Here is a 4,187-nt window from a genome sequence, read left to right on the forward strand (position 1 = left end):
GAACGGTACGCGTCCCCTCGGCGCAGCCGGCGATGCCAGATCGAAAACGGCGCGATAAAGCCGGTCGAGCAGCGCCTTGCGGTCGCGCAGCGGCTCCAGTTCGTTCCATCCCAGCACATCGCCGATGCGCACCTCGATCGCCTTGCCGGACAGCCGCGCGAACTCGCGGATGAGCAAGGACGTCCGCAGCGTCAGCGACGCCTTGCCGACGAATTTCGCCACGCGGTTGTCGCGCTCGGCCATGTTCATCGGTCCGCTGACCAGGTGGAACAGGCGGCCGTTCTGGCCGGAAAAATGCATCGGGATGACGGAGGCCTTGGCTTCCTGGATGAGCTTGGCCGGGAACATCTTCCACGGCAGGTCGATCGCCCGGCCGAACCCTTTCGGCGCCGTGGCGACGCCGCCGGCCGGGAAGACGACGATGGTGACGCCTTCCTTCAGCAGCCGCACCGCCTCGTGGCGCACGGCCATGTTGTTCTTCAGCGCTTCCTTGGTCTCGGAAAAATCGATCGGCAGCGAATAGGCCTCCATCTCACGGATCCTCAGCAGATCCTTGTGGATCATGACCCGGAACGGTCGGCCGAGTTGCTCGACGAGCGACAGGACGGCAATGCCGTCGCCGATACCGAACGGATGGTTGGCGACGATCACCAGCGGCGTGTCCGGCAAATTCACCGGCGGCCACTGGGTGGCATTGCGCACCCTGACATCGATCAGCTCCAGCATGCGGCTGAACACGCGTTCACCCGTTGGGGCAACCTGGCGGCGCCAGAAATCATAGAGCACGGCGAAGCGGTCGCGTCCCGAGAGCCCTTCGACCGAATGGATGAACCACCGCGTCAGCGCCGGCTGATGCTGGTTGGCATAAGAGAGCTCGGGAAAGGGTCTTTCCCGCAGTTTCGGCTTGAGCATGACGGCTCGTTACAGGTTTGGCGTGACAGGCATGTGAAAATGGCGGTGGACCATGCCACCGCCATTGGAGGAGAGGTTCACGCCGCCCGGCGCTTGCGGTCCGGCGAGACCGCCTCGTCGGTCAGCGACTTCACCGCATCGGCGAGCTTCAGCGATTCCTGGTCGCTGGAGCCGAGCCGGCGGATATTGACGGTCTCCTCTTCCGCCTCGCGCTTGCCGCAGACGAGGATGACCGGCACCTTGGCTAGGCTGTGCTCGCGCACCTTGTAGTTGATTTTCTCGTTGCGCAGGTCGGCCTCGGCCAGCAGGCCGGCCGCCTTCAGCCGCTCGACGACCTTCATTGCATACTCGTCGGCATCGGAGGTGATCGTCGCCACCACCACCTGCAGCGGCGCGAACCACAGCGGGAAATGGCCGGAATAGTTCTCGATCAGGATGCCGAGAAAGCGCTCCATAGAGCCGCACACGGCGCGGTGCACCATGACCGGCTGCTTCTTCTCCGAATCCGAGCCGATATAGAAGGCGCCGAAACGCTCCGGCAGGTTGAAGTCGACCTGCGTGGTGCCGCATTGCCATTCGCGGCCGATGGCGTCCTTCAGCACGTATTCGAACTTCGGGCCGTAGAAAGCGCCCTCGCCCGGGTTGATCGAGATCTTGATGCGATTGCCGGAGCGCGTGCGGATCGTCTCCAGCACATTGCTCATGATCGCCTCGGCATGCTCCCAGGCCTCGTCGGTGCCGACGCGCTTGTCCGGCCGCGTCGACAGCTTCACGGCGACCTCGTCGAAGCCGAAATCGGCATAGGTCGACAGGATCAGGTCGTTGATGCGCAGGCATTCCGCGGCGAGCTGCTCCTCGGTGCAGAAGACATGCGCGTCGTCCTGCGTGAAGCCGCGCACGCGCATCAGCCCGTGCAGCGCGCCCGACGGCTCATAGCGATGCACGTTGCCGAACTCGGCAAGCTTTACGGGCAGTTCGCGGTAAGACTTCAATCCATGCTTGAAGATCTGCACATGGCCGGGACAGTTCATAGGCTTCAGCGCGAAGATGCGTTCGTCGTCGGTATCGTCGCCGGCAACCGTCACCTTGAACATCGCGTCGCGATACCAGCCCCAGTGCCCGGAGGTTTCCCAAAGGCTCTTGTCCAGCACCTGCGGCGCGTTGACTTCCTGGTAGCCGTGCTCGTCGAGGCGGCGGCGCATGTAGTTGACCAAGTTCTGGAACATCTTCCAGCCCTTGGCGTGCCAGAAGACGACGCCGGGGCCCTCCTCCTGGAAATGGAAAAGGTCCATCTCGCGGCCAAGCTTGCGGTGGTCACGCTTTTCGGCTTCTTCCAGCAGCGTCTGGTATGCCTCGAGCTGCGCCTGGTCGGCAAAGGCGGTGCCATAGATGCGCGTCAGCATCGGGTTGTTGCTGTCGCCACGCCAGTAGGCGCCTGCCACCTTCATCAGCTTGAAGGCGTTGCCGACCTGCCCGGTCGAAGCCATGTGCGGCCCACGGCAAAGGTCGAACCAGTCGCCCTGCGCGTAGATCTTGATGTCCTGGTCTTCGGGAATGGCGTCGACCAGTTCGACCTTGTAGCGCTCGCCCCTTTCGGCAAAGACCTTCTTCGCCTTCTCGCGCGACCAGACCTCCTTGGTGAACGGCTTGTTGCGGGCGATGATCTCGCGCATCTTCTTTTCGATGGCCGGGAAATCCTCCGGCGTGAACGGCTCGTTCCTGGCGAAGTCGTAATAGAACCCGTTCTCGATCACCGGCCCGATGGTCACCTGCGTTCCCGGCCAAAGCTCCTGCACGGCCTCAGCCAGCACATGTGCCGCGTCGTGGCGAATGAGTTCCAGCGCGCGCGGGTCGTCGCGGGTAATGATCTCGACCTTGCCGGATTTGCCGAGCGGGTCGGAAAGGTCGCGCACGGTGCCGTCGATCGCATAGGCCACGGCCTTCTTGGCCAGCGACTTTGAGATCGATTCGGCAAGGCCGGCGCCGGTCATCGCCGCGTCGTAGTCGCGGACCGAGCCATCGGGAAATGTCAGGGAAACGGAATTCAGCATCAGAGGTCTCCTATCCAGTCCCGCAAACGAGCGCGGGTGGTGAAAATGCATGTCGCAGGAATGTGCTGGAGCATGCAGAGGGTTAGCCGGAAGCGTCAATCACATGGACGATGGCCGGCGGGCGCGGTTTTAGAGGCAGTGTCGCGTCAGGTAAAGAGCCCCGTCAGGAAATGTCACCAGCGATATCGCAGCTTGGTCGCGAAGACTTGCGAACGGTCCGGGGACGGATTTGGATGACCGGATGGAAGACGCCACACCCAGTCGAACCGCCCTTCGCGTCGCGCGCTTGCGGGCAGTGCATCAACTTTCACCGCAGGCAGGACTGTTTCGCGACCGCTACGCCATAACAATTCTGGGTGACGGCGCCCCGGCGGCAGAGGAGCTCGAGCAGGAAGACGAGCACAGCCGCCGCATGCGCCTGTTCGTGGCGGCGCGCGCCCGCCTCGCCGAGGATTGGCTGGCGGCGTCCGTGCGGCGCGGTATTCGCCAGCTCGTGGTGCTCGGTGCCGGTCTCGACACCTTTTCGCTGCGCAACCCGCACCCCGATCTCGCGGTCTTCGAGGTCGACCACCCGGCAACGCAAGCCTGGAAACGTCGGCTTATCGCCGATGCCGGCCTCGCAGAGCCGCTGGGCGCCAAATTTGTGCCGGTCAATTTCGAGCGCCAGCTTCTGTCGGAGGAACTGTCGTCCGCCGGCCTGAGGCCGGCTGAGCCGAGTTTCTTCATGTGGCTTGGAGTGGTGCCCTATCTTACTCGGAAAGCGATCTTTGGCACGCTGTCCTACATTGCCGGCATCCCCGGCTGCGAGGTCGTGTTCGACTACAGCGAACCGGCTGAGAACCGCGATGCGGCCGGACAGGCCGCACTTGCCTTCCATGCCGGGCGCGTCGCATCCGTCGGCGAGCCCTGGATCAGCTTCTTCGATCCCGGCGCGCTGGCGAAATCCCTCAATGATCTCGGCTTCGACGAAATCGAAGATCTCAAAAGCGGCGCAATCGCCGCCCGTTTTTCGCGAGCCCCAAACGGCGCGACGAGCAATTCCGGCGGGCACATTCTTCGCGCCCGCCGAAGCGTCTGAAATCGGTCACTTCAGCCGCCCGCGTCGCGGGACCCTTCGGCATGTCGCCGCGCCTGGCGTCGACAACCAGCCGGGCGAACACGATGCGGCGGCCGTCCTTCTCGGCCCAGCCGACGAACCAGCCGACCGACCGCTTGTTCTTATCG

Annotated in this window: 3 protein-coding genes and 1 pseudogene; 1 reads left to right on the top strand and 3 read right to left on the bottom strand. The window is 63.7% G+C overall.

Annotated features, from left to right (window positions below):
* Positions 1-912: GNAT family N-acetyltransferase (locus EOA29_RS27495; RefSeq protein ID WP_127221879.1), on the bottom strand; the 912-nt coding region annotated here is incomplete at its 3' end.
* Between the two features lie 77 nt (positions 913-989).
* Positions 990-2,963, bottom strand: a complete 1,974-nt coding sequence (gene thrS, locus EOA29_RS27500; RefSeq protein ID WP_126093450.1) for a threonine--tRNA ligase — start codon at positions 2,961-2,963, stop codon at positions 990-992.
* Positions 2,964-3,204: 241 nt separating this feature from the next.
* Here thrS and EOA29_RS27505 point away from each other — a divergent pair, with 241 nt between their 5' ends.
* Positions 3,205-4,041, top strand: coding sequence for an SAM-dependent methyltransferase (locus tag EOA29_RS27505; RefSeq protein WP_126093449.1), 837 nt, complete (start codon positions 3,205-3,207; stop codon positions 4,039-4,041).
* 1 nt (position 4,042) lies between these two features.
* Here EOA29_RS27505 and EOA29_RS43280 read toward each other — a convergent pair.
* A pseudogene (locus EOA29_RS43280) lies at positions 4,043-4,187 on the bottom strand (penicillin-binding transpeptidase domain-containing protein); the annotation flags it as partial.

The organism is Mesorhizobium sp. M1E.F.Ca.ET.063.01.1.1 (assembly GCF_003998155.1).
Classification (GTDB): Bacteria; Pseudomonadota; Alphaproteobacteria; order Rhizobiales; family Rhizobiaceae; genus Mesorhizobium.